A 24,779-nucleotide genomic window follows, 5' to 3' on the forward strand; every position below is an offset into this window, starting at 1 on the left:
GCGCGGTGACCACCGAAGCCCACCGAAGAAGCAGCGCCAAGGAGCACCGTCCATGAGCCATGACGTCACCATCGAGATCCCGGCCGGATCCCGCGTCAAGTACGAGTTCGATCACGAGTCCGGTCGCCTGCGCCTGGACCGCATCCTCTTCACGTCCATGCAGTACCCCACGCACTACGGGTACTTCGAGGACACGCTGGGAGAAGACGGCGACCCGCTGGACGCCATGGTGTTCCTGCCCGGCTTCGACCTGGTCCCCGGCGTGATCGTGGGGGCCCGCCCCATCGGCGTGTTCAACATGACCGACGACGGCGGGGGCGACGCCAAGCTGCTGTGCGTTCCGGAGGACAAGCGCTTCGACCACATCCAGGAGCTCGAGGACATCGACGAGTGGCTGAAGAAGGAGATCGAGCACTTCTTCACCCGCTACAAGGACCTGGAGCCCGGCAAGTGGGTCAAGGCCGAGGGCTGGCAGGGTCGCGAGGCCGCCGAGGCTGAACTCGCCGCCTCGGTCAAGCGCTTCGCCGCCCATGGCGAGGAGACCCCGGAGGACGAGCCGCAGGGCCGCGACGTCGAGACCGCGGAAGAGGATCCCGTCGTCTCGGCGAACGCCCCTCAGGGCCGCGAGTCCTGATCACCTCACTGTCCTGACTCACGTCGAGGGCCATTCCCATCGGTGGGAGTGGCCCTCGGCGTGGTTAACAGGCTCGAGGTGGTCAAGACGGATGTGGCGTTGCCGGCCGCGGCGCAGGTTGCTGGCAGAATCGGGGCCATGTCTCACTACGTCCTGACGATCAACCAGCGTGATTCGCGGGAGGTCGGGGACATGGTCGGCGACCTGTTGCGATCGCTGCGGCCCGTGGGCACGGTGGTGCCCTTCCAGCGCTCCTTCGGCGACGAGGCCATCGGCATCGTGCCGGACGCCCGGTCCGCCGTCGATGCGGCGATGCGGGCCCTTCGCCAGCGGCGCTGGAACGTGGGCATCGGCGTCGGTTCGGTGGGACCGGCCGACCCGGAGCGCGGCGGTTCCCTGCCGGACACCCAGGTGATCCACGACGTCGGCGGGCCGGGCCTGGTCTATGCGCGGCGGGCGGTGGAGGAGGCTGCCAGGACCGGGGTCCGCGTTCCGGTGGCCGTGGACGGGCCCGATGCGGACGTGGCCGAGGAGACGCAGGCCGTGCTGCGGCTCATCGGACAGTTGGTGCTGACCCGTACGGACGCGGAGTGGGCGGTACTCGACCTGCTGGTCCCGGGGGTCAGGGGGCAGCAGAAGCCCGTGGCCGCCGAGCTCGGGATCACGGTGCAGGCCGTCTCCAAGGCGGTGCAGCGCTCCTTCTGGAACGAGGAACATGCCTGCCGCCCCGCGGCCGAACGACTGCTGTCCCTCGTGGATGCGGTCGGACTCCCCCGCTGAGGATCAGTCCAGCAGCGAGCGCAGGACGGCGGCGGCACCGTTCTCGTTGACGTTTCCGGTGACCTCATCGGCGACCTTGACGACCTCCGGCGGCGCCTGTCCCATGGCCACGCCGCGGCCGGCCCACGCCAGCATCTCGATGTCATTGCGGCCGTCACCGACGGCCACCGTGTCGTCGATGTGCACGCCCAGATGGTCGCGCAGCGCCTCCAGTCCAGACGCCTTGGTGACGCCGGCAGCGGCGATGTCCAGCCATGCGGACCAGCCCACGGAGTACGTGACACCCTGCAGGCCGATCGACTCGACCGCCTCGCCGAACTCCTCGGCCGAGGAATCCGTGGAGAACACGACGAGGCGCACCGCGGTGGCCTCCATCAACTCCTCGAAGGTCACGCCCTCGGCCTGCACGCCGAAGCTCATGTCCTGGAAGCGTTCCGTGGACAGGAAGCGTCCACGGTCATCCTCAATGGCGTACTTTGCACTCGGCAGGCGGTGGCGCAGGGACCGGAGGGCCGGTGCCGGGTCGAAGGTCCGGCGGTCGATGACCTCGAAGCCCTCCTCGAGAGCGGTGGACAGCCTCAGGGTGACGCCGCCGTTGCTGCAGACGCTGTGCCCCTGTTCCAGGCCGATGGTCTGGATGATGGGCAGGGTTGCCGCAAGCGAGCGACCGGTGGCGATGAGCACGTGGTGGCCGGCCTCGACGACGGCACGTGCGGCATCCCGCACCTCGTCGTCCATATGGCCGTCATGGTCCACGAGCGTGCCGTCCACGTCCAGGCACACCATCTTGCGGGTGCCATTTCCATTCGGTTGATGCCCTGACGAGGTCATGTCCGAGGTGGGACGGTAGGTGGTCTGGAGGGAACCGGTGATCGGGTTCCGTTCTTCGTGCCGGTCTTCGGTGCCAGCGTTCCTTGAATTGAGCATGCCTCTAGTCAAGCAGACCGCGCGGACACGCAGTAGTCCGTTCCCTGCCGGCGGATGACGGGACGGTAAACACTCACAGGTTGTCCCCACTGTGGACATCTTGGGCTCAGAGTGGACCTCCGCCCCCGGAGGCCTACTTCGAGAGGACCGGCAGGACCTCGAGGCCACCCAGGTAGGGCTGCAGGGCCGCCGGAACATTGACGGAGCCGTCCGGGTTCTGGTGGTTCTCCAGGATGGCCACGAGCCACCGGGTGGTGGCCAAGGTGCCGTTGAGGGTGGCGACCATGCGCGTGCCGCCCTTGGAGCCGATCTTGCCGCCTCCCTCGGCGGCCACGCGCTCACGGATGTTCAGGCGGCGGGCCTGGAACGTGGAGCAGTTCGAGGTGGAGGTCAGCTCCCGGTAGGTCTCCTGGGTGGGGACCCAGGCCTCGCAGTCGAACTTGCGGGCGGCACTCATGCCGAGATCGCCGGCGGCCGTGTCGATCACGCGGTAGGGCAGCTCGACCATGGCGAGCATCTGCTCCTCCCAGTCCAGCAGCCGGGCGTGTTCCTCGGCGGCGTTCTCCGACGAGGTGTAGATGAACATCTCCAGCTTGTTGAACTGGTGCACACGGATGATGCCGCGGGTGTCCTTGCCTGCCGAACCGGCCTCGCGGCGGTAACAGGTGGACCAACCGGCGTAGCGGATCGGCTCTTCCCCCAGCTCGAGGATCTCGTCCGCGTGATAGCCGGCCAGCGCCACCTCGGAGGTGCCGACCAGGTACAGGTCGTCCCGCTCGAGCTTGTAGATCTCGTCGTCGTGCTCCACGTCGAAGCCCGTGCCCTGCATGGTCTCGGGACGCACCAGGGTGGGGGTCATCATGGGGATGAAGCCGTTCTTCAGGGCCAGGTCCAACCCCATCTGCATCAGCGCCAGCTCCAGGCGGGCACCCACTCCCTTGAGGAAGTAGAACCGGGAGCCGGAGACCTTGGCGCCGCGCTCCATGTCGATCGCGCCGATCAGCTCGCCGATCTCCAGGTGGTCCCGCGCGGTGAAGCCGTCGGCGGAGAAGTCCCGGATGGTGCCCACGGTCTTGATGGTGTTGAAGTCGTCCTCACCGCCGGCGGGCACGCCATCCTCGATGAGGTTCGGGAACCGGCGCTGCAGGCCGTCAAGCCTGCTCTTCGCCTCATCAGAGGCAGCCTCGGCTGCCTTGACGTTGGCGGAGAGCTCCTTGACCTCGGCCAGCAGCTGCTGCTTCTCCTCACCCTTGGCGGCGGCGACCCGCTCGCCGAAGACCTTCTGCTCGGCGCGGAGCTCCTCGAAAGCCGTGATCGACGAACGGCGCTCCGCGTCGGCGGACACGATCTGTTCGACGAGTGACTCGTCGGCGCCGCGGGCGCGCTGGGAGGCCACATAGAGGTCCGGGTTTTCGATGAGGTGCTTGACGTCGATCACGGGGTCAAGCCTAGTCGGCCCACCCGCCACCACCGCGAGTCGTCACTTGATGTCGCGGTTGCGCAGCCAAGCGCGACATCATCCGACCACCCACGCCGGCGCGGGAGCCGGGGCACGCCCCCGTAGACTGCTGCACATGCCCGTTGAACTGGTCCTGGTCATCATCGCCCTTGCCCTCGTGGTGGCCGCGCTGGCCTTCGTCACGGGGCTCTGGACTGGACATCGGCGCCTGCGCAGTCGCATGGACCGCCTCGACGGCCAGGTCACCTCGCTGCACGGCAACGTCCAGACCCTTCCAGGTCGGATGGACGACCTGAACGGCAGGGTCCAGGTCCTCGACGGGCAGGTCAGCGAGATCGCTGACGCACCACTGGTGGCCCGAGCCATGGACCATCCCCAGCGCGTCGCCCTGGTGCTCAATCCCTCCAAGAACGGTGCTGACAGCATCCGTACGAAGGCCACCGCCGCCGTCGCCGAGGCCGGACTGCCCGAGCTGAAGGTCTACGAGACCACCGTGGAGGACCCGGGCCAGCAGATGGCGCGGGATGCCATCCGGGACGGCGCCGACGTCGTGATCGCCGCCGGTGGCGATGGGACGGTGCGGTTCGTGGCAGAGGAACTGGCCGGGACCGACGTCGCGCTGGCGCTGGTGCCGATGGGAACCGGCAACCTGCTGGCGCGGAACCTCAAGCTGCCACTGGACGACCACCAGGCCTGCATCAACACGGCCATCCACGGGTCCACGCGCGAGATCGACTCCGTCAGCATCAAGCTTGAGGGCACCGACGGCGAGGTCAAGAAGAACACCTTCCTGGTGATCGCCGGCGCGGGCATCGACGCGGAGGTCATGGGCGACACGCGTGACGACCTCAAGGCCAAGGCCGGCTGGCTGGCCTACGGCGAGGCGGGTATGCGCCACCTGGCCGGCAAGCGCAAGGAGATCTCCGTCTCGCTCGACGGCGGCGCCCCCCAGCGGCGCAAGGTCCGGTCCGTGATGGTCGCCAACTGCGGCGAGCTCACCGCGGGCATGGACTTCATCCCGGACGCCCGGTTCGACGACGGCCTGCTGGACGTGGTCATGCTCTCCCCGCGCCATGTGGGCGACTGGGTCCGCATCGCCGCCAAGACGCTGACCAAGTCCACCACCGAGATCCCCGTGATGGAGACCCACCAGGCCACCCGGTGCCGCGTGGTGCTGCACGAGCCGATGACCGCCCAGCTCGACGGTGACGCGATCATGGAGGTCAAGGTCATCGACGCGCGGGTCAAGCCGGATTCCCTCCGGGTGCAGATGCCGGCCACGGACGTGCCGGACTCGGCCGCCGCCCCGCTCATGCAGCCGGAGGCTGTTCCACCGGCAGAGGACTGAGCCCTACCGCTCCATGATCGCCGCGACCCACTCCTGCCCGGCCCGGTAGGCCGCATCCCGGGTGTGCGCCGGGATCGAGTACTTCAGCTTGTCAGCACGGGGGTAGGACCCGAGGAACCGGATGCCCGGGATCATCCGGTACAGGGCGGCGAGCGCGGCCTTCACCCGCTCCTCGGCCACGTGGCCCTCGAAGTCGATCGAGAAGAAGTAGCTGCCCAACCCAGCCCCGGTGGGACGGGACTCGATCCGCGAGAGGTTGATCCCGCGCGTCGAGAACTGGTCCAGGATGTCCATCAGCGCACCCGGGTGGTCCTCCGGCAGGGGCACGACGACGGTCGTCTTGTCCGAGCCCGTCGGCGCCGGCACGGTGCCCGGGCGGGAGACGAGGACGAACCGGGTCACGGCGCCGGCGGTGTCCTCGATGGCCGAGGCCAGCACGGGCAGGCCGGTCTGCTCCGCCACCAGCGGCGCGCAGACGGCGGCATCGTAGGTCGTGGAGTCATCGAGCAGGCCCCGGGCCGCGCCGGCGGTCGAGTTGCCGGGGACGAACTCCGCCTGGGGGATATGGGCCGCGGCCCAGTTGCGCACCTGCGCCCAACCGTGGGTGTGGGTGGAGACCGTCCGGATCTCGTTCAACTCCAGCTGACGCCGGCCGACCAGCACGAAGCTGATCGGCACGAGGATCTCGCGCCGGATCTGCAGGTTGTCGTCCGCCGCGATGTCATCCAGGGTGGCGGTGACGCCGCCCTCCACGGAGTTCTCGATCGGCACCACGGCATAGTCGGCGGTGCCGTTGCGAACCTCGGCGAGCGCCGTGATCACCGAGCCGACGGGGTCGCACTGGGCCTGCTCCGTGCCCGGGACCTGGCGCAGGGCGGCCTCGGTGAACGTTCCCTCAGGGCCGAGGAAGACGTACCGGGCGCGCCCGGCACCCATCACGCCGCCCGTCGCGCCCGAGGTGGCCGGGCCGGCGTCGTGCGCAGTGCCGGAAGGCGCAACGGCAGCGCTCACTTGACGGTCGGTTCGGCGCCGCCGTCCGCCTCCATGGGCCGTTCGGACTCGAGCCAGGCACCGGATCCGCCGGCGATGTTGATGGCGGAGTAACCGCGGTCCACCATGAATCCGGCCGCGCGCATGGAGCGGCCGCCGGTCCGGCAGATCACGTAGTAGTCGGTGTCCGGATCCAGCTCATCGAGCCGCTCGGGCAGCTCGCCGAGGGGGATGTGCAGGGCGCCGGCAGCGCGGCCCAGGACCCATTCGCCATCCTCCCGGACATCGAGGATGGTGGCGTTCTCCGGGACATCGCCGACAGGGACGGTTTCGAACATGCTCATGGTTCCCAGCCTATAGAGCAAGGCGGACGGCTGGAACCATGCGTCCCGGCTTCCCCGGTGGACGCTCGTTACAGTGGGGGGATGAATCAACGGGATACCCCTGCCGGCGTGGCCGACCCGACCGGCCCCGGCCTGGATGGCCTCACCGCCCTGCAACTCCGCGACGCCCTCGCCGCGGGACAGGTCTCCGCCGTGGACGTCACGCGGCATTTCCTGGCCGTGGCCGAGCGGCGCAACCCCGAGCTGGGGGCATTCATCACCCTTGCCCCGGAAGCAGCCCTCCAGCGGGCCGAGGAGTTGGACCGGCGCTTCGCCGACGACGGTGCCACCGGTTCCCTGCACGGGATGCCGTTGGCGTTCAAGGACCTGGTGGACGTGGCCGGGATGCGCACCACGTTCGGCTCCCGCGTGATGGCGCAGGCCCCCGCGACCACGGAGGACGATCCGCTGGCGGCCGCCCTGCACGCCGCCGGCGCCCTCTCCACCGGGAAGACCACCGTTCCGGAGTTCGGCCTGCCCTGCCACTCGGAGAACCTCATCTCCGCCCCCGCCCGCAACCCGCTCGACCCCGAGCGCACCCCGGGCGGCTCCACGGGCGGCGGTGCCGCGGCGGTGGCGGCTGGCATGCTGCCTTTCGCCCCCGGCAACGACGGCGGCGGGTCCGTCCGCATCCCGGCGGCGGCCTGCGGGCTGGTGGGCCTGAAACCCGGACGGGGGACCGTTCCCACCGATCAGCAGGACGACTCGGTGCGCAATCTCTCTGTTTCGGGGCCCATCGCGCGCAACGCCGCGGACGCCGCCCTGTTGTACGACGCCATGCTGGGTGGCCCCGGCGGGGAGGGTCGGAGCCTGCCGCGGGCCCTCGAAGCCGCTCCGGGACAACTGCGCGTCGGGTACTCCACCGCCTCCCCGTTCTCCCCGGACCTGGACATCACGCTGGCCCGGCCGGCCGTGGACGCCCTCACCGCCGCCGCCGCGGCGCTGGGCCGGGACGGGCACGAGGTGGTGGAGGCCGATCTCTCCTACGCGCCCGGATACCACCGGGACTTCCGCACCGTCTGGACCTCGGCCCTGACCAGAGTGCCCCTGCCGGATGGCGCCGAGCCACTCCTCGGGCCCCTGTCCGCCTACTTCCTGGAGTTGGCCCGCGGCTACTCCGAGGACCACCTCGCCACCTCGGTGGGACGCCTGACCGAGTGGGCGGCCGATGCCCGCCGCCAGCTGTCTGCGCACGATGTGGTGCTGACGCCGGTCCTGGCCTTCGCCCCGCCGGCCGTCGGCACGTTCACCGCCCTGCCCCCGGCCGAGGACTACGAGCTGCAGTGCCGGTTCACTCCGTACACGTCCATGGTCAACGTCATGGGGCTGCCGGCCGTCTCCGTCCCCGTACTCCGGGACGCGGACGGGTTCAGTTGGTCCGTCCAGGCCATCGGCCGGCCCGGGACGGAGGGCACCCTGTTGGCCCTCGCCGCCCGGATAGAGCAGTTGCTGGCCGGTTAGTCCCGGTTAGACGAAGAGCAACGCCATGAATCCGAGGACGCCGAGGAGCGTGAGCCCGGTCATCAGGTAGCCCATGACGAGTCCGGCGATCGCGAAACCCCGGCCCTGACGGTCCCGGTTCAGGCTGATGTGACCGAGGATGACCGCCAGGATCTGGGGCACGAAGAGGAACCCGCCGGTCACCACGCCGACGATTCCCAGCACCATGGATGCCACAGCCAGGCCGCTGGGCTGAGCCGGATGGTCGGCCGTGGGGAACGGGCTGCCCGCCTGGCGACCGGACGCGTCCCACGGTCCGGTCTGGCCCGGGCGTGGGCCGTAGGGATTGCCGGCAGCGGCCTGGCCGTAGGACCCGTTCGGCCCAGGCGGAGTGCCCTGGCCTGGCTGATTGGCAATGACGGGATATTCACCGTGGATCGGGTACTGGCCCTGGCCGTTGCCGTAGGGACCGGCCAGGGGCTGATCGGCATAGGGATTGCGTGCGGCGGCCTGCTGTCCGGGCGACTGTTGCGGAGCGGCGGGCGCGGCCGGCGCGGAGGGGTCCGAGTACCAGGAGGGGTGATGCGGGTCGTTGAACGGCCGGTCGCCGCCCGACGACTCGGACGACTGGCCACCGTGCTGGCGTGGTTCCCGATCGGACATGGCTCCCCTTGACTCTTCGGCTGCTGCGGGCCGGACCGGAAACTGGACGAGCCAGTCGCCGGCAGGCGGAATGTTGAGCCCCAGTCTACGGAACAGATCCGGCACCGTCCCGGCCGAGGCCGATCCCTATCGTGTCCCCGGTCGCATGCAGGATGATCGAGACCGCAGGGGCCGGACCGTCCGACACTGGCGGCAACGGGAGGAATCTGATGACGATGTTCACGGCGACCACGCCTCGCGATATCGACGCTGCGCGAGGGTATCGACGCCACTGCGCCGTGCCCCCGTATCTGCTGGAGCACTTGTCCCGGCACCAGCCGCCGGCCGCCGTCGCGAGAACCCTGGAACTGGATGAACAGGTCCGCGAGCGGCGCCACCATGGGGCACTGCCGGAGCGCGCCCTGGTGGCCCCGGCGGGCACCCTGGATCGCACGATCTCCGATGCGGAGAACACCGAGGAGCTCCCCGGCAGGACCGTGCGGGAGGAGGGACAGCCACCGGTGGAGGACGTGTCCGTCAACGAGGCCTATGACGGGATCGGCTCCGTGCACGCGTTCCTCGAGGAGGTCTATCGGCGGTCCTCCCTGGACGGGACCGGACTGGGACTGCTCGCGACCGTCCACTACGGCCAGCGCTATGACAACGCGTTCTGGGACGGAACCCAGATGGTGTTCGGGGACGGCGACGGTGAAATCTTCACGGGGTTCACGCCCTCGGTGTCCGTGATCGCCCACGAGCTCGCGCACGGGCTGATGCAGTATTCCACGGACCTGCTCTACGAAGGCCAGTCCGGTGCCCTGAACGAGTCCTTCTCCGACGTGCTCGGCGCCCTGGTGGACCAGTACGCGCAGGGCCAGACGGCCGAGCAGGCCAGTTGGCTGATCGGTTCGGAGATCTTCGGCGAGGGCGTCCAGGCTGACGGGCTGCGGTCCATGGCCGCGCCGGGGACCGCCTATGACGACCCGCGGATGGGGCGGGATCCGCAGCCGGCACACATGGACGACTACGTGGAGACCCAGGCGGACTACGGCGGGGTGCACCTGAACTCCGGCATCCCCAACAAGGCCTTCCACCTCGCGGCGATGGCCCTCGGCGGGCACGCCTGGGAGCGGGCAGGGCAGGCCTGGTTCGACGTCATCACGGGCGAGTCACTGCCGCGTGATGCCGACTTCGCCGGTTTCGCGGAGGCCACCGAGCTGGCGGCCCAAGAACGATTCGACGAGGCCGTGGCCACGACGATCCGGGACGCCTGGGAGCAGGTCGGGGTTCTGGCCGCCCGATCCTGACTCGGAACAACCGGCACCGAACACCCCCTGCGTAGGCTTGCACCATGGATGGCACTGCTGATCGCCCCGCGGGGCCACTGGGCCCTCCCGGAGAACCTGGAGCACCTGGAGCACCTGGAGCACCTCAGCAAGGTTCGGACACCGCACTGTTCGAGGTCACGGTGGAGCGCTCCGGCGGGATCGCCGGGATGGTGCGCCGGTGGTCCGCCCCGGTTCCCGACGACGGCGGCCCGGCCGCGCGTGCGGCGCACCGGATCGCGGACCTGACCACAGCAGAGTGCAGCACACAGAGGCCGGGCACAGACGGTCCGGGCCGGGTGCGGGACGGCTTCGTCTGGGCCGTGACCTGTGGGGAAGGCTCTTTGCAGTGCGACGAGGAGGGCCGGCGTCGTGATCCCGAGGTGGATGCCCTCATCTCCGTGGTGACCGCGCCAGAGTAGTCCGGCGCCCCAGGAGTCCGGCTTGGACAGGAATGCTGAGAAGAACCGAGTGGTGTCACGGTAGGCACTTCTCTACCCGCCCCGGGCCGGGCGTGCCACAGTGGTGACATGAGCTCTGAGAACGCCTCACCCGATGCCGCCGCCACCCAGGTGAGGCCCGCCGCCGAACGAGCCGGGACACGCGCCCTCGCGCAGGACCTGGTGGACGTGCCGGCGTTGCTCGCCGCCTACTCCGAGCAGCATCCCGATCCCGCCAACCCGGCCCAGCAGGTCTCCTTCGGGACCTCAGGCCACCGTGGCTCCTCGCTCAAGGCCTCCTTCAACGAAGATCACATCGCCGCCATCACCCAGGCGATCATCGAGTACCGTGCCGCCCAGGGCGTGACTGGCCCCCTCCTGATGGGTCGGGACACCCACGCCCTCTCGGGCCCCGCACAGGACACCGCGCTCGAGGTGCTCATGGGCAACGGCGTGCACACCCTGATCGACTCCCGGGACGGGTTCACCCCCACCCCCGCCGTCTCCCACGCCATCCTGGCGCTGAACGCGGAGGTGCCAGCCGGCGACGGGCCCTCTGAGGCCGGACAGACGGGGCAGGCCGACGGCATCGTCATCACTCCGTCCCACAACCCGCCCACCGACGGCGGCATCAAGTACAACCCTCCGCACGGCGGCCCCGCGGACACGGACGCCACAAACTGGATCGCTGACCGCGCCAACGCCCTGCTCGCCGGCGGCCTCACGGACGTCCAGCGCATCCCGCTGGCCGAGGCCCGGCGGCACGAGGCCCTCGGGACCTACGACTTCCTGGATCGCTACGTCTCCGACCTGCCCAAGGTCATCGACCTGGATGCCATCCGCCAGGCCAGGGTACGCATCGGAGCGGACCCCATGGGCGGCGCTTCCGTGGGGTACTGGGGAGAGATCGGAGCCCGGCACGGCCTGGACCTGACCGTGGTGAACCCGGAGGTCGACCCGCAGTGGGGGTTCATGACCCTGGACTGGGACGGGAAGATCCGCATGGACTGCTCCTCCCCCAACGCGATGGCCTCGCTGATCGAGCGGATGCGGGCCGAGGGGACCGGTGAGAACGAGTCGGCCGGCGCTGCCCCGTTCGACATCGCCACGGGCAACGACGCCGACGCCGACCGCCATGGGATCGTCACTCCGGACGGCGGGCTGATGAATCCGAACCACTTCCTGTCCGTCGCCATTGACTACCTCTACCGGCACCGGCACGGCTGGCCGGCCGGCGCCGGCGTCGGGAAGACCTTGGTCTCCTCCTCGATGATCGACCGGGTGGCCGCGGGACTCGGACGACCGCTCGTGGAGGTGCCGGTCGGCTTCAAGTGGTTCGTGCCCGGACTGTTGGACGGCACCGGGGTGTTCGGCGGCGAGGAGTCCGCCGGCGCCTCCTTCGTGCGCTTCGACGGCGGCGCCTGGTCCACGGACAAGGACGGATTGCTGCTGTGCCTGCTCGCCGCTGAGATCCGTGCGGTGACGGGCAAGTCGCCCTCGGCGTACTACGCGGAGCTGGTGGAGCAGTACGGCGATCCCGTGTACGCCCGCATCGATGCGCCGGCCACCGCCGAGCAGAAGGCGAAGCTGAAGAAGATGTCCCCGTCCGACGTCACCGCGGACACCCTGGCCGGCGAACCGATCACCGCCAAGATGACTGAGGCCCCCGGCAACGGCGCGGCCATCGGCGGCCTCAAGGTCACCACCGAGAACGCCTGGTTCGCGGCCCGGCCCTCCGGCACCGAGGACGTGTACAAGATCTATGCCGAGTCGTTCGTCTCCGCCGAGCACCTGGCGCGGGTGCAGGCGGAGGCCAAGGCGATCGTGGACGCCGTCATCGCCTGACCGTAGGCACGCCGCCTACAGCAGGCGCTTGAGGGCCTGGCGCTTGGTCCAGGTGTAAGGCGGGTAGACCATCCTCAGGGTGTCCACCTGATCGGTCTTCGTCAGGGCCGGGCGCAGCTGGGAGAACGTCTCGAATCCGGCCCGTCCGTGATAGGCACCCAGGCCGGATGCACCCACCCCACCGAAGGGCAGCGTGGGCAGGCCCACCTGCAGCAGAGCCACGTCGAAGGCAATGCCGCCGGCCGTGACGCGCTCCTCGAAGGCCCGGTGGTAGCGGTGCTTGTCCGTGAACAGGTAGGCGGCCAGGGGGTGCGGCCGGGCTGTGATGAACTCCACGGCCTCCTCGAAGGTGTCGACGCGCACAATCGGCAACACGGGCCCGAAGATCTCCTCCGCCATCAGGGCGCTGTCCGGTGACACGTCCGCCACCACGGTCGGCTCCAGGAACCGGTCGGCGACGTCGGCCCGGCCGCCATGCACGAGCCGCGCGGGTGGGCGGCCCTCGCCTCCGGCCCGAGCGCCGGCACCGCCTTCAGCACCCGCACTGGCACTGGCACCCGACAGGGAGTCTTCCAGCAACGCCACCGTCCGTTCCAGGTGCTCGGCGCTGACCATACGGCCGTAATCCGGCGATTTCTGCGCGTCCTTGCCGTAGAACTCCTCGATGGCCTTCGGCAGGTGCTTCTCGAGCTGCCGCTGGGACTCCTCGCCCACGGCCAGCACGTAGTCCGGGGCCACGCAGGTCTGCCCCGCGTTGGTGAACTTGCCGAAGGCGATCCGGCGGGCGATCGCGGGCCAGTTGCGTCCGTCCGCCACCACGCACGGGGACTTGCCGCCCAGCTCGAGGGTCACCGGCGTGAGCTGCTTCGCGGCGGCCTCGTAGACGATCCGCCCCACGCGCTCCCCTCCGGTGTAGAAGATGTGGTCGAACTTCTCCGCCAGCAGGGCCTGCACGGCCTCGGCCCCGCCCTGCACCACGGCGACCGCACGCGGGTCCAGGTACTGCGGGATGAGCCGGCCGATGAGTTCGGACGTGGCGGGGGCCTTCTCGCTGGGCTTGAGCACCACGGCGTTGCCAGCCGCCACGGCCGCCACCAGCGGGCCGAGCAGGGTCTGGACCGGGTAGTTCCACGGGCCGATGATCAGCACGGTCCCCAGAGGCCGGGCCTCGACCTTGGCGCTGGCGGGGCGGAAGGCCAGCGGCACCTTCACCGATTCCGGTTCCATCCAGTCGGTCAGGTACAGCAGGGCGTGGTCCACCTCGGATCGGGTGGGCTGGACCTCGGTCAGCATCGCCTCGACGGTGGGTTTGCCGAGGTCGGCCGCCAAGGCCGCGCAGATCGCGTCAGCCTGTTCCTCCAGCATCCGCCGGATGCCCTTGAGCTGACCGGCACGGAAGCGCCGCGGGTGCGCCAACCTCAGCGCGGCGGCCTGGCGCATCCTCGCGACGGCGACCCCCGGCTCCTCGTTCCCGCTCGCCACGTCCGGTCCGGCCGGGACGTGCAGCATCGACGCCGGGTCGAGGGCGGTGTCATCCTGCCCCGGTCCCTCGCGGTGCTGGCCGGGGTTCAGGGTCTGGTCCGCGATGAAGTCCGGAATCTGAGGCATGACCCCACGGTAATGGCAAGGGCCCGATACCGCGCAGCCGCTCTGGTCACAGCGGGGGTTCAGCGCTGCGGCCAGTACCCGCGTGCCTCCATCACGGAGGCCAGGGCCTCGGCGTCGTCCGTCATCAGCCCGTCCACGCCGAGGGCCAGCAGGTGCTCCATCTCCGCGGGCTCGTCCACCACCCACACGTGGACCTGCAGGCCGGCGGCCTGGCACCGGGACACGAAGGTACGGGTCACCACGGGAACGGGGCCCTGCTTCACGGGGACCTGGACGCAGTCGACGTGGACCAGCCGGCGCGCCACGAATCGGGTCAGTCCCAAGGGAGCCGCCAGCACGAGGGCGGCGATGGCCCATCCGCCGCCGGACATCGCGATCCGGCGGCCGGCCGTCCGAGTGAAGCGCCGGCGTCGGGAATCATGGAAGGAGGCGATCAGCACCCGGTCCCAGGCATCATGGCGGGCCAGCAGGGGCACCATGGCCTCACCCGCGGCATCGTCCTTGAGGTCCACGTTGAGGTGCACGTCAGGCCACTCGGTCAGCAGGTCCTCAAAGCGCAGCAGGTGCTCACCCTCGAGCAGGTCGCTCCCGGCGAACCCCACCTCGGGGTCCAGCGCCTCACCGCCACCGGAGGCCACCCGCTCCCGCACCGGCCCGCGGTCGGACCCCTGCCCGGTGGCCGGATCCAGTACCCGGAGCGTGCTGAGCTCCTCCCAGGTGTGGTCGGAGATCCTCCCCGAGCCGGTGGTGACGCGGTCCAGGACCTCGTCGTGGAAGACCATGAGCACCCCGTCCTTCGAGGTGCGTACGTCCAACTCGAGGTAACCGTAGCCACGGTCCACGGCGCTGTGGAATGCGGTCAGCGTGTTCTCCCGGGTGGTGTCCGCCCCGCGGTGGGCGAAGGCCAGCGGCCAGCCTCGGCGGGCGGGGAGGGAGTCCGTCAGGTAGGGAGGCAGGAGGGGGCGTTTCACGCGTCCACCCTAACCGTCAGTCGAGGGTGAGCAGATGTTCGATGGCCTGGGCCACCCCATCGTCATCGCAGGCTCCGGTGGTCGCGTCCGCAGCGGCGAGCAGGGCAGGGTGCCCCGAGGCCACGGCGTACCCGGTGCCGGCCCAGTGGATCATCTCCAGGTCGTTAGGCATGTCCCCGAACGCCACCACCTCGCTGGCGGAGATGCCATGCTCGGCGGCGAAGCCGGCCAGGGTCGTGGCCTTGTTGACCTCCGGCCGGGACAACTCCAGCAGGGTCATCCCGGGTGCGGAATGCGTCACGGCAAGCAGGTCACCCAGCAGATCCCGGACCTCGGCCAGAAAGGCATCGGGCTCGTGGGAGCGGGTCTTGACCAGGAATTTCACCACGGCGGGATCCTCGGGCAGGACCTCATCCAGACGCGGTGCCACGTGGACGCCGGCGGCCAGTTCGCCAGAGACCAGGTCCCCGGTGGCCTCCGCGTCCCGGCGGTCGACGAAGGCGGCGTCGAGGTGGAAGCCCTCCAGGGTCTCCATCCCGAACGACGCCGACGGGTCCAGAGTGGCGATCATCTCTCGCGCCTGCAGGACGGTCTGGAAGTCCATGGGCTTGGAGTCGAGCACGGTCTCCCGCACGAGGTCATAGATGACGGCCCCGTTCGAGCAGATGATGGGCCCGGCATGACCCAGCGCCTCGGTCAGCGGCGTCAGCCAGCGGATGGGCCGGCCGGTCACGAACACCACCTGGATGCCGGCGTCATGCGCGGCCTGGAAGGCGTCCACAGTCCGCGGCGAGATCAGCCCGGTGCGGGTGTGGTCGTAACCGATGATGGTGCCGTCCAGGTCGCTGGCGATCATCCGGGGTCGGCGGAGGGCCGGACCGGCCGGAGCCGGCGGCGCCGGTTCGTAGGTCGGGTCTGGACGGGACATGGCCCCCATTCTAGGCCGCGGGCCCGCGGGGGTGACGGCGCGAGGCGAACCGGCGGGGCGCCTCAGCCGAGCTCGTCACGCCTGGGCGGATCGGCCCCCAGCCGGGACGAGGTGATGGCTGCGGCCCGCGCGGCGTAGGCGAGTACTGCCGCGGTGTCCTCCGGGCTGATGTTCCGCAGCTCCTTCCGGTTCTCGGCACCCAGGAGCCCGCGGTCCTTCAGGGCGACCAGCAGGGCGGCGGTGAAGGAGTCGCCCGCACCCACCGTGTCCGCAACCTCCACGGGCGTCACGGGGTGTTCGATCACACCGGCGGCGGTGGCGCACAGGATCGAGGTCTCCCCGCGGGTCACCACCACCATGGCCGGCTCGATCCGCTGCCACTCGACGATCACGTCCTCGAGCGCACGGTCCGGGTACAGCCAGGCCAGATCCTCGTCCGAGGCGTGCACGATGTCCGCGAACGCCACCGACTCCTCAGCTCGGCGGCGGGCGGTGGTCCGGTCGGGGACGATCGACGGCCGGCAGTTCGGGTCGTAGCTCAGGGTGACGTCCGGCTCGAGCGTGGTCAGCAACTCCATGACGGTGGAGGCGCCCGGCTCGAGCATCGTGGCGATGGATCCCGTGTGCAGGTGTTTGAGGGTCCGTGCCCGGCCGTCCCGGCCCAATACGGCGCGCACCAGCCGGGCGGTCTCCTGAGGATCGGGCAGCGACCAGTCCAGGTCGAACTCGTAGTGGGCCACGCCCGTGGGGTCCAGGCGGGCGGTGGCCACGGAGGTCGGCAGGCCGTCCGGGTCCAGCACCGTTGTCACGCCGTTGCGGTCGAGGTGCTCGCGGACCATGGTGCCGTAGTCGTCGTGGCCGTAGCGGCCGGCGAAGAACACGTTCTCCCCGAGCCTGGCCAGGCCAACGGCCACATTGAGGGGACTGCCGCCGACGTGGACCCGCGGCGTCGCGGTATCGGAAAGGACGACGTCGACGAGCGCCTCGCCGATCACACCCACGTAATCAGTCACAGATCAACGGTACCCTACCGCTCAGTTGCCTTCTCGGTTTTAGACCGGTCCTCCGGACATCCGCAGGGCAATCCCCGCACCCCCGAACCGACCGGAAAGATGCCCGTGACCTCGAAGGACCCCACAGAGCCCACCGACGGACCCGTCGCGGGAGCCACCACCGCGTCCGCCACCAGGGAGCAGCGGTCCCTGGCCCGCCGGCTCGGCATGGGCTGGCATCTGCATGGCGACGGCCGGCGCATCACCCCGGGCGAGGTCGTCGCCCCGGACGAGCGGCTCGCGTGGCCACAGACCATCGGCGTCGGCATCCAGCACGTGATGGCCATGTTCGGCGCCACCGTACTCGTGCCCACCATCACCGGCTTCCCCGTGACCGCATCCCTGTTCTTCTCAGGCGTGGGCACTCTGCTGTTCCTGATCATCACCGCCGGCAGGGTCCCCTCCTACCTCGGCAGTTCGTTCGCGTTCATCGCGCCCATCAGCGCGGCGATGAGCCAACACGGCATCGGCGGGGCCCTCGGCGGCGTCCTCGTCTCCGGAGTCGCCCTGTTCCTCGTCGGCCTAATCGTGCAGCGGGCCGGAACCGGGTGGATCCACGCGCTCATGCCCCCGGTCGTCATGGGAACGATCGTGGCCCTGATCGGCCTGAACCTCGCCGGTTCCACCACGGAGGCCATGGTCACGGTGCCCCTGACCACCTTCTCCACCGCCCTGGCCATCGTGGTGTGCGCCGTGCTGTTCAAGGGCCTGCTGGGCCGGCTGTCCATCCTGCTCGGCATCGTCGTCGGCTACCTCGTGGCCCTGGCCCAGGGCCAGATCGACTTCAGCCCCATCGGTGAGGCAGCCGTGGTCGGCCTGCCGCCCTTCCACGCACCGGAGTTCCACTGGGACGTGCTGTTCCTCTTCCTGCCCGTGGTGCTGGTGCTCGTGGCCGAGAACATCGGCCACGTGAAGACGGTCGGGCTCATGACGAACCGCAACCTGGACTCCTCCAACGGGCGGGCCCTGATGGCCGACGGCCTGGCGACCACCCTCTCCGGCCTCGGCGGCGGCGTGGGCACCACCACCTACGCGGAGAACATCGGCGTCATGGCCTCCTCCCGCGTCTACTCCACCGCCGCCTACTGGGTGGCCGGGATCGTGGCCCTCGCCCTCGCGTTCTTCCCCCAGTTCGGCGCCCTGATCAACACCATCCCCGCGGGCGTCGCCGGAGGGGCGGGCATCATCCTCTACGGCATGATCGGCGTGATGGGGGTGCGCATCTGGGTGCAGAACCGGGTGGACTTCTCGAACACGATCAACCTGATGTCCGCCGGCGCAGGCCTCATCGTCGCGATCGCCGATCCGACCCTGGACATCGCCGGCATGCAGTTCGGCGGCATCGCCCTCGGCACCGCGACCGTGCTCGTGGTCTTCCACCTCATGACCGCCCTCGCCCGCTGGCGCGGCACCGAACCCGTGTCCGCTGATCCGGACGAGAATCCCTACGAGTCCTCCGAGCCCGGCCGCCTGGGCTGACGCGAACGGCCACGGCCGCAACGGCGAACATGCACGACGCCGATCCTCCCCCTCCGCAGGTCAGGTCCTGTTCAGCGGCGCTTGCCGCCCCTGCCGCCCTTCGACCCCTGGGACCCCTTCGATCCGCTGGCCGCGCCCTTCGACCCGCGCTTGGAATTCTTGGAGCCAGCCCCGGAGGCACGCTTGGTGCCCTTCGTGGCCGTGCCGTCACGGCCCGCAGTAGTGGCCTTGCCGCTGCGGGACGCACCGGCGGACGAGGCGCCGCCTTGAGGCGCCGCGGTGGAGGCCTGGAGGTGGTCATTCCGGGACGAGCCGGGGCGGCGGCCCTTCGCCGCGCCGACGAAGTCCTGCACGAGTTGGGAGTCCACGGCCCTTAACCAGGCCAGGCCCACGCCCCATCCGGGGTGGCCGCCGGATGCCTCCGCGGCGTCACCGCGACGTTCCAGCGGCAGCACCACCACGTCCTTGCGGCCGAACATGCGGGCCACCGAGGCGGGCAGGACCACGTGGCCCGCGCCCGTGGCCACGATCTCCACGGCCATCCGCTCGCCCGCACCCGGGATCTCCGGGGCGTCCAGCCCGTCGATCGGCGGCTCGGGGGCGAACCTCGCCGGGTCCATCCGCTCGTCCGGATCCAGCTCGGAACACGGGACGGGGCCGTCTGCTGCGGCATCCCACGCCGCCAGCAGGTGATCCTGCCCCACGCAGACCACCGGGTCCTCCTCGTAGAACCGGACCACGTGCACGTCGGCGGGATCCACGCCGCCGGAGGCGAGGAGCGCCTCGGGGGTGGAATCGAGCCGCCAGCGCAGGTAGCCCAGCTGCGGGAGCCCGCGGGGGGCGGAGCCGTCCGGGCCGGGGGCCAGGAACGCGACCTGCCCGCCGACGTCGTGCTTCACCAACTGGACCCGGCGCTCACGGGAGGTGAAGCGGTCCACCCACTTGGACGGCGAGGCGCCGGGGATGGTGGAGAGGAACAGCGTCTCCGGGACGATCTCGTCTGCTGAAGACCGCCCGGACGGGGGCGAGGACGGAGGCACCGGCGGTTACTCGACCTTGTCCTTCAGGAACCGCACGGTGCGGGACCAAGCGAGCTCAGCCTCCTCCGGGCGGTAGTTGCCCTGGGGGTTCTCGTCATTGTGGAAGGCGTGCGGGGCGTCGTAGAAGAAGTACTCGACCTCGGCACCGGACTCGTCCCGGATCTGCTGCTCCTGGGCGCGTGCGTCCTCGGGCGGGAACATGGAGTCCTGTTCGGCGTAGTGGCCTTGAACAGCAGCCCTCACACCGGCGTAGGCCTGCGGGACGGCCTGGCCGACTCCATAGAAGGGCACCGCTGCAGAGACCTTGGCACCCTGGTCAGCGGCCAGTGCGAGTACGAACCCGCCACCCATGCAGAACCCGACAGTGCCGACGGTCTTCGAGGTGACCGAGTCCAGGGACAGCAGGTAGCCGACGGCCCCGGCCAGCTGGCGGGCCCCCTCCTCCGCGGGGAGGTTCTGCATCATCTCGCCGGCCTCCTCGCCATCATGGGCGACCCAACCGCCGAACAGGTCCGGGGCCAGGGCGGTGAAGCCCTCCGCAGCCAGCCGATCGCAGACGTCCCGCATGTGGTCCGTGAGGCCCCACCATTCCTGGATGACGATGACGCCGGGGCCGGACCCGGATTCGGGGGTGGCCAGGTAGCCGTGGCCTCGATGGTCGCCGCCCTCGGTACCCTCCTTCTCCGGCAGGGTGAAGGTGGTGTTCTGGTGCGGGGTCTTTCCGGCCATTGGTCCTCCTTGGATCCGCGGATGAAGCTGGTATCGGTCACGGTCAGTCTAGGCGTGCCTTCAGACCCGACAAGTAGAGATACTGGGGCTTCCAGCAGCCGCCCGTCTAGCCCTTACCCGGAGGGCCGGTGCCGGTCTGCCATGACAGCACTGGAGGATCGCACCATGCCTGCTTCATCTGCTCCCAGTACCCCAGCCCGCTTGGCGGCCGAGTTCCTCGGCACCTTCGTCCTCGTCTTCGGCGGTTGCGGTACCGCCGTCTTCGCCGCCCAGGTCATGGACGATGCCGCCGGCGTGAACATGGGCGTCGGCTTCCTCGGCGTCGCCCTCGCCTTCGGCCTGACCGTGGTGGTCATGGCCTACGCAGTGGGACACGTCTCCGGCGGCCACTTCAACCCCGCCGTCACGCTGGGCACCGCCCTGGCGGGCCGCACCAAGTGGTCCGACGTCGGCCCCTACATGCTGATCCAGGTCCTCGGCGCCACGGTGGCCGGCGGCGTCCTGCTGGCGATCGCCTCCGGGAAGGCCGGATTCGACGCCCAGGAGTCCGGATTCGCCACCAACGGCTACGGGGAGCGTTCACCGGACGGCTACACGATGCTGTCCGTGCTGCTGATCGAGGTCGTCCTGACCGCCGTGTTCCTCTACGTCATCCTCGGTGTCACGGACCGCCGTGCCCCGGCCGGCTTCGGTCCGCTGGCGATCGGCCTGTCCCTGACCCTGATCCACCTGATCTCCATCCCGGTGTCCAACACCTCCGTGAACCCGGCCCGCTCCCTCGGCGTGGCCTGGTTCGCCGGCGGTGAGGCACTGGGTCAGGTATGGCTGTTCATCCTGGCCCCGCTCGTGGGCGCTGCCATCGCCGGGCTGACCTACCACCTGCTGTTCCCCGACCGCGGAGACGTCAACGCTGACATCGCCGGGCGGGAAGCCAACGACGCCACCGCCTGAGCCGTTGCCTGCCGCGCCAGATCGCCTCCAGAGGTCAAAAGCGCCCCGTTGTCCCGGATGATCTCCGGGACGACGGGGCGCTCTGGCCTGCAGTCGCAGGCGGGGGTGTGCTCAGGCTCAGGCCTGGGCGCCCTCTTCGGCCGGCAGGACGAAGGAGGCGTCGATCTGGATCTTGACGGCGTCCGAGACGAGCACGCCACCGGCCGCGGCCTGCAGCGGGGCGTTCCAGGTGATGCCGAAGTCCTTGCGGGAGATCTCACCGGCGGCCTCGAAGCCGGCGCGGGTCATGCCGAAGGCGTCGACGGTCTGGCCGCCGAACTCCGCCTTGAGCTCGACCGGGTTGGTGACGCCCTTGATGGTCAGGTTGCCCACGAGGGTGAACTCCTGCGGATCATTGCCGGCGGCGCGGACCTCGGTGGAGACGAAGGTCATGTTCGGGTGGGCCTCGGTCTCGAAGAAGTCGGCGGCCTTGATGTGGGCATCGCGGTCCGGCTGGCCGGTGTCCACCGAGTTGGCGTCGATGGTGATGTTCACGTTCGAGGCGGTGGCGTCATCGGCCACGACCAGCGATCCCTCAACGGCGTTGAAGGTGCCGCGGACCTTGGAGATGCCGGCGTGGCGGACCGTGAAGTCCACATCGGTGTGGGTGGCGTCCAGGTTCCAGGTTCCGGGGGTCAATGCGGTCATGAGGGGTCTCCTTGCGTTGAAAGCGGTGGCGTCCGGACCGCAGCCCGTCCGTTCCACCAATATTGGTTGAACGTTCAATAGAACCACGGCCGGCCCGGAACTATTCCCCGCACCGGCATGAACTTCGGATGAACGGATCGAGGCGCCCCCGCGGACAGCGACCGACGGCGGCCATCCTGCCCCGCATGGCGCCGGGCCTCCCACCCCACCTGACGTCGAGTCTCCTGACATCCACGCGTCCAACTGGCCCCCGAGGGCCGGTCGTTTGGATAGGCTCAAGACGACCCTTCGACCAACACGGCAGCCAACCCCGGTGCCCGCCTGCGCATCCGGACCGCGGCTCGCCGTGTTCAATCCCTCGACAACCTGCATTGGGAGTACTTGTGAAGATTGCGATCCTCGGCGGCGACGGCTTCTGCGGCTGGCCCGCTTCCCTGCACCTCTCGGACCAGGGCCATGAGGTCACCATCGTGGACAACTTCTCCCGGCGCGTGATCGACGAGGAGCTAGAGGCCGAGTCCCTGACCCCGATCCGATCGCTCACTGAACGCCGAGCGGCCTGGAAGCAGGTCTCCGGCCGGGAGATCGGCTTCGCCTTCATCGACGTGGCGCAGGACTACGAGGGACTGCTGGAGTTCTTCCGCACCGAGCGCCCCGATGCCGTGGTTCACTTCGCCGAGCAGCGGGCAGCGCCCTATTCCATGAAGTCCTCGAAGAACAAGCGCTACACCGTGGACAACAATGTGAACGCCACGCACCATGTGCTGAGCGCGATCGTCGAGTCCGGAGTGGACATCCACCTGGTCCACCTCGGCACCATGGGCGTCTACGGCTACGGCACCGCCGGCATGAAGATCCCCGAGGGCTACCTGGACATCGAGGTCACCGCGGACGGCGAGGCGAACGGCCCGTCCGACCCGCCGGCCGAACCGCGGCGCATCGAACAGCAGATCCTGTATCCGAGCAATCCAGGCTCGATCTACCACCTGACCAAGGTCCTGGACCAGCACCTCTTCGCCTACTACGTGAAGAACGACTCGGTGCGGATCACCGACCTGCACCAGGGCATCATCTGGGGCACCCACACGGCCCAGACCCAGCTCGACGAGCGCCTGATCAACCGCTTCGACTATGACGGCGACTACGGCACCGTGCTGAACCGCTTCCTCATGCAGGCCGCCGTGGGCCATCCGCTCACAGTGCACGGCACGGGCGGCCAGACGCGCGCGTTCATCCACCTGCAGGACATGGTCCGCTGCGTGCAGATCGCCCTGGAGAACCCGCCGGCCGCGGGCGATCGCGTCAAGATCTTCAACCAGATGACCGAGACCCACCGCGTGCGGGACCTGGCCGAGATGATCGGCAAGATCACCGGCGCCGAGGTGGCTATGGTGCCGAACCCGCGCAAGGAGTCGGCCGAGAACGACCTGCACGTCGTCAACGACACCTTCCTGGACCTCGGACTCCACCCGACCACCCTGTCCGAGGGGCTGCTGCTCGAGGTCGAGCAGATCGCCGAGAAGTACCGGGACCGCGCGGACCTGTCCAAGATCCCCGCCACCTCGCTCTGGACCGCCGACCAGCAGGCCGGCGTCCCGGACGCGGCCCCGGCCGGGCCGGCGTCGCCCCCGGTTCCGGCTTCGGATCCCGTTCCCAGCGCTGTGCCGAACGCTGTTCCGGATCATGCCCCGGTGAAGTAGCGGGAGCGGACACTGCACATGCGCATCGCGATGTTCACCGAGGTCTTCCTGCCGAAGATCGATGGCGTGGTGACCCGCGTGGTGCGCACCCTGGAACAGCTGGAGGCGATGGGGCATGAGGTCCTGCTCTTCGCGCCCGGTGAGCCACCGGCCGAGTACGCCGGGCATGAGGTGGTCAAGGTGCGGAGCTTCTCGCTGCGCTACCTGTACCCGGAGTTGAAGGTGGGAGTCCCGACGCCGGCCATCGCCCGGCGGGTGGAGGCCTTCCGGCCGCACGTGGTCCACACCGTCAACCCGATCTGGCTGGCCGCCTACGGCGTACTCTCGGCCGGGCGGCGGGACCTGCCCCAGTTGGCGAGCTTCCACACTGACGTGCCCAAGTACACGGAATCACTGCGCGTGGGCTGGGCCCGGCACCCCCTCGAGTCCTGGATCCAACTCCTCCACAACAAGGCCGAGGTGAACCTGTGCACCTCCGGGCCCATGGTGGACCGGGCCCGTGAAGTCGGCATCCAGCGGGTGGACCTATGGCCGAAGGGCGTGGACACGGTCGGCTACCACCCCTCCAAGGCCACGGAACGGATGCGGGAGAAGCTGACCGCAGGCCACCCCGAGGCCCCCCTGGTGGTCTACGTGGGGCGCATGAGCCGGGAGAAGGACCTCGACCAGCTGGTGGAACCGATGCGCCGGGTCCGCGAGCAGGTCCCCGGTGCCCGGCTGGCCATGGTGGGCTCGGGGCCGCACGTGAACGAGCTGAAGAAGATGTTCGACCCGGCCTACACCGTGTTCACGGGCTACCTGTCCGGCGCGGACCTCGCCGCCGCGTATGCCAGCGCGGACATCTTCGCCTTCCCGTCCACCACGGAGACCCTGGGCCTGGTGGCCCTGGAGTCCATGGCCTCCGCGGTGCCCGTGGTCGGAGCCCGTGCCGGCGGCATCCCCTTCGTGATCGACGACGGCGGCACCGGCTTCCTGGTCGACCCCGGCGATGTGGACGGCTGGGTGGACCGCCTGGCGCGCCTGCTCGGGAACCGCGGGCTCCGGACCTCGATGGGTAAGGCGGCCCGCGCCGAAGCCGAGCGGCATTCCTGGCGTGCCGCCACCGAGGCCCTCGTGGGCTTCTACGAGCAGGCGATCGAAACGCACTGGAGCAGCACCCACCGGGAGCTCAACGGCCCCTTCCTGGACCGCTTCGCCAAGCCGATGCCGCGGGCGCTGGACTGAGAAACCCCGGGGAACAGTGAAGGCCCCGGATCCATGATCCGGGGCCTTCACTGTATTGACTCGCGTGCGCGAGGGGGGACTTGAACCCCCACGTCCTTTCGAACACTGGCACCTGAAGCCAGCGCGTCTGCCAATTCCGCCACTCGCGCGAGGTTTTGGTCTGTCTTCCCGGTCGAAAGGCCTGTATGGAATCCTTC

The 24,779-nt window shown here is 69.6% G+C and carries 23 protein-coding genes and 1 tRNA gene; 11 read left to right on the plus strand and 13 right to left on the minus strand.

The genetic code is table 11. The features are described from left to right. Nucleotides 1–52 precede the first annotated feature (52 nt). Together BOSE125_RS13740 and BOSE125_RS13745 are read left to right on the plus strand one after the other, a co-directional pair. On the plus strand, nucleotides 53–634 hold the full coding sequence (locus BOSE125_RS13740; protein ID WP_159553393.1) for an inorganic diphosphatase: 582 nt from the start codon (nucleotides 53–55) through the stop codon (nucleotides 632–634). 138 nt (nucleotides 635–772) lie between these two features. Further along, nucleotides 773–1,414, plus strand: coding sequence for a hypothetical protein (locus tag BOSE125_RS13745; RefSeq protein ID WP_159553395.1), 642 nt, complete (start codon nucleotides 773–775; stop codon nucleotides 1,412–1,414). A gap of 3 nt (nucleotides 1,415–1,417) precedes the next feature. On the opposite strand, the gene BOSE125_RS13750 is transcribed toward BOSE125_RS13745, so the two are convergent. Together BOSE125_RS13750 and serS are read right to left on the minus strand one after the other, a co-directional pair. Further along, nucleotides 1,418–2,245 (minus strand): HAD family hydrolase, encoded by an 828-nt coding sequence (locus BOSE125_RS13750; protein ID WP_236558190.1) that lies wholly within the window; start codon nucleotides 2,243–2,245, stop codon nucleotides 1,418–1,420. Nucleotides 2,246–2,474: 229 nt separating this feature from the next. Then, nucleotides 2,475–3,779 carry a serine--tRNA ligase gene (serS, locus tag BOSE125_RS13755; RefSeq protein WP_159553399.1) on the minus strand — a complete coding sequence of 435 codons (1,305 nt, stop codon included), beginning with the start codon at nucleotides 3,777–3,779 and terminating at the stop codon, nucleotides 2,475–2,477. 136 nt (nucleotides 3,780–3,915) lie between these two features. Here serS and BOSE125_RS13760 point away from each other — a divergent pair, with 136 nt between their 5' ends. Continuing rightward, nucleotides 3,916–5,148 carry a diacylglycerol kinase family protein gene (locus BOSE125_RS13760; RefSeq protein ID WP_159553401.1) on the plus strand — a complete coding sequence of 411 codons (1,233 nt, stop codon included), beginning with the start codon at nucleotides 3,916–3,918 and terminating at the stop codon, nucleotides 5,146–5,148. Nucleotides 5,149–5,151: 3 nt separating this feature from the next. Here the strand turns inward: BOSE125_RS13760 and pheA are convergent, their stop codons facing one another. Then, nucleotides 5,152–6,084 carry a prephenate dehydratase gene (gene pheA, locus BOSE125_RS13765; protein ID WP_159555201.1) on the minus strand — a complete coding sequence of 311 codons (933 nt, stop codon included), beginning with the start codon at nucleotides 6,082–6,084 and terminating at the stop codon, nucleotides 5,152–5,154. Nucleotides 6,085–6,155: 71 nt separating this feature from the next. Next, entirely contained in the window at nucleotides 6,156–6,482 is a 327-nt protein-coding gene (locus tag BOSE125_RS13770) for a rhodanese-like domain-containing protein (RefSeq protein ID WP_159553403.1), read from the minus strand. A gap of 81 nt (nucleotides 6,483–6,563) precedes the next feature. Here BOSE125_RS13770 and BOSE125_RS13775 point away from each other — a divergent pair, with 81 nt between their 5' ends. After that, entirely contained in the window at nucleotides 6,564–7,982 is a 1,419-nt protein-coding gene (locus BOSE125_RS13775; protein ID WP_159553405.1) for an amidase, read from the plus strand. Between the two features lie 6 nt (nucleotides 7,983–7,988). Here BOSE125_RS13775 and BOSE125_RS13780 read toward each other — a convergent pair whose 3' ends face one another. Further along, nucleotides 7,989–8,624 carry a DUF4190 domain-containing protein gene (locus tag BOSE125_RS13780; RefSeq protein ID WP_159553407.1) on the minus strand — a complete coding sequence of 212 codons (636 nt, stop codon included), beginning with the start codon at nucleotides 8,622–8,624 and terminating at the stop codon, nucleotides 7,989–7,991. A 209-nt stretch (nucleotides 8,625–8,833) separates the two neighbouring features. Between BOSE125_RS13780 and BOSE125_RS13785 the strand changes: the two genes are divergently transcribed. From BOSE125_RS13785 to pgm, 3 genes are all read left to right on the plus strand, one after another. After that, on the plus strand, nucleotides 8,834–9,910 hold the full coding sequence (locus BOSE125_RS13785) for a M4 family metallopeptidase (protein ID WP_201301213.1): 1,077 nt from the start codon (nucleotides 8,834–8,836) through the stop codon (nucleotides 9,908–9,910). 44 nt (nucleotides 9,911–9,954) lie between these two features. Beyond that, a complete protein-coding gene (locus tag BOSE125_RS13790; RefSeq protein ID WP_159553409.1) occupies nucleotides 9,955–10,350 on the plus strand; it encodes a hypothetical protein in 396 nt (131 codons plus the stop codon). Nucleotides 10,351–10,458: 108 nt separating this feature from the next. Then, nucleotides 10,459–12,213 (plus strand): phosphoglucomutase (alpha-D-glucose-1,6-bisphosphate-dependent), encoded by a 1,755-nt coding sequence (pgm, locus tag BOSE125_RS13795; RefSeq protein WP_159553411.1) that lies wholly within the window; start codon nucleotides 10,459–10,461, stop codon nucleotides 12,211–12,213. 15 nt (nucleotides 12,214–12,228) lie between these two features. Here the strand turns inward: pgm and BOSE125_RS13800 are convergent, their stop codons facing one another. From BOSE125_RS13800 to BOSE125_RS13815, 4 genes are all read right to left on the minus strand, one after another. Beyond that, nucleotides 12,229–13,821 carry an aldehyde dehydrogenase family protein gene (locus BOSE125_RS13800; RefSeq protein ID WP_159553413.1) on the minus strand — a complete coding sequence of 531 codons (1,593 nt, stop codon included), beginning with the start codon at nucleotides 13,819–13,821 and terminating at the stop codon, nucleotides 12,229–12,231. Nucleotides 13,822–13,880: 59 nt separating this feature from the next. Next, on the minus strand, nucleotides 13,881–14,792 hold the full coding sequence (locus BOSE125_RS13805) for a glycerophosphodiester phosphodiesterase (protein ID WP_159553415.1): 912 nt from the start codon (nucleotides 14,790–14,792) through the stop codon (nucleotides 13,881–13,883). A gap of 16 nt (nucleotides 14,793–14,808) precedes the next feature. Beyond that, nucleotides 14,809–15,720, minus strand: coding sequence for an HAD family hydrolase (locus tag BOSE125_RS13810; protein ID WP_159553417.1), 912 nt, complete (start codon nucleotides 15,718–15,720; stop codon nucleotides 14,809–14,811). Between the two features lie 62 nt (nucleotides 15,721–15,782). After that, a complete protein-coding gene (locus BOSE125_RS13815; protein WP_236558022.1) occupies nucleotides 15,783–16,733 on the minus strand; it encodes a carbohydrate kinase in 951 nt (316 codons plus the stop codon). Between the two features lie 207 nt (nucleotides 16,734–16,940). Between BOSE125_RS13815 and BOSE125_RS13820 the strand changes: the two genes are divergently transcribed. After that, nucleotides 16,941–18,251 carry a uracil-xanthine permease family protein gene (locus BOSE125_RS13820; protein ID WP_159555207.1) on the plus strand — a complete coding sequence of 437 codons (1,311 nt, stop codon included), beginning with the start codon at nucleotides 16,941–16,943 and terminating at the stop codon, nucleotides 18,249–18,251. Between the two features lie 71 nt (nucleotides 18,252–18,322). Here the strand turns inward: BOSE125_RS13820 and BOSE125_RS13825 are convergent, their stop codons facing one another. Further along, a complete protein-coding gene (locus BOSE125_RS13825; protein ID WP_201301214.1) occupies nucleotides 18,323–19,291 on the minus strand; it encodes a hypothetical protein in 969 nt (322 codons plus the stop codon). 6 nt (nucleotides 19,292–19,297) lie between these two features. Then, nucleotides 19,298–20,020, minus strand: coding sequence for a dienelactone hydrolase family protein (locus tag BOSE125_RS13830; RefSeq protein ID WP_159553419.1), 723 nt, complete (start codon nucleotides 20,018–20,020; stop codon nucleotides 19,298–19,300). Nucleotides 20,021–20,185: 165 nt separating this feature from the next. Between BOSE125_RS13830 and aqpZ the strand changes: the two genes are divergently transcribed. Beyond that, nucleotides 20,186–20,971, plus strand: coding sequence for an aquaporin Z (gene aqpZ, locus BOSE125_RS13835; protein WP_159553421.1), 786 nt, complete (start codon nucleotides 20,186–20,188; stop codon nucleotides 20,969–20,971). Between the two features lie 117 nt (nucleotides 20,972–21,088). Here the strand turns inward: aqpZ and BOSE125_RS13840 are convergent, their stop codons facing one another. Next, a complete protein-coding gene (locus BOSE125_RS13840) occupies nucleotides 21,089–21,658 on the minus strand; it encodes a YceI family protein (protein WP_159553423.1) in 570 nt (189 codons plus the stop codon). Nucleotides 21,659–22,041: 383 nt separating this feature from the next. Here BOSE125_RS13840 and BOSE125_RS13845 point away from each other — a divergent pair, with 383 nt between their 5' ends. Together BOSE125_RS13845 and BOSE125_RS13850 are read left to right on the plus strand one after the other, a co-directional pair. Then, nucleotides 22,042–23,358 (plus strand): NAD-dependent epimerase/dehydratase family protein, encoded by a 1,317-nt coding sequence (locus tag BOSE125_RS13845; protein WP_159553425.1) that lies wholly within the window; start codon nucleotides 22,042–22,044, stop codon nucleotides 23,356–23,358. 18 nt (nucleotides 23,359–23,376) lie between these two features. After that, the gene (locus BOSE125_RS13850) at nucleotides 23,377–24,582 is read left to right on the plus strand and encodes a glycosyltransferase family 1 protein (RefSeq protein WP_159553427.1); all 1,206 of its coding nucleotides are present in this window, start codon (nucleotides 23,377–23,379) and stop codon (nucleotides 24,580–24,582) included. Between the two features lie 65 nt (nucleotides 24,583–24,647). Here the strand turns inward: BOSE125_RS13850 and BOSE125_RS13855 are convergent. After that, nucleotides 24,648–24,731, minus strand: a tRNA-Leu gene (locus BOSE125_RS13855). Nucleotides 24,732–24,779 lie beyond the last annotated feature (48 nt).

Source organism: Citricoccus sp. K5 (genome assembly GCF_902506195.1).
Lineage (GTDB): Bacteria > Actinomycetota > Actinomycetes > Actinomycetales > Micrococcaceae > Citricoccus.